The 591-nt window shown below is 34.7% G+C and carries 1 pseudogene; it reads left to right on the top strand.

The features are described from left to right. A pseudogene (locus CN514_RS24100) lies at positions 1–152 on the top strand (sporulation protein YhbH); the annotation flags it as partial. Between the last annotated feature and the right edge of the window lie 439 nt (positions 153–591).

The raw sequence follows: 591 nt of genomic DNA, 5'->3' as shown, positions 1-591 counted from the left end.
TAAACCAATACAATCGACACAGTACGCTAATGTCCGCGTATAAAAATATAAATGACGAGAAATTTCGCTATTATATTTTAAAGCAGAAGTCAGATGTGTTCCATTCTATGAAGAGCTTTTTTAAGCAGGAATATGAGAAAGCAGCGAAATAGAGAGCGGTTATGGAGAATTATATGGCGTGCGAAATTAGTAGAAAGTGAGAAACAGAGGGACCCCATAGAGGGTTTTTCTGTTTTTTTTTGACATAAACAGTCAAAGTTTATCAATGGCATAGAGAGGAACCTTATGCAACTAAATGGCAGTTTAGTTTAAGTGGAAAACTTCACAAACAAGTATCTATTGTTCGCCATTCAGTTCGAAGACTAGAAAACTTAGGTTAAACAGTAACAATAACAGAAGCCTCCTAATCTATTAATCAGTCCATAAACACCAATGATCAGTCGCTCCTCACTTTTTTAAAAAATGAATGCGCTGCGTCTATTTAAGTATTGCTTTTTTTTCAAGGTTATAGAAGTTTATTTTCAGGATAGTTGCATAAGAACGAAAAAGAACTGTCTAATTTAGACAGTTCTCAGACTGTAGACAAACTCG

This window comes from Bacillus sp. AFS001701 (genome assembly GCF_002559405.1).
Classification (GTDB): Bacteria; Bacillota; Bacilli; order Bacillales; family Bacillaceae_G; genus Gottfriedia.
This window is presented reverse-complemented; position numbering and strand designations above follow the sequence as displayed.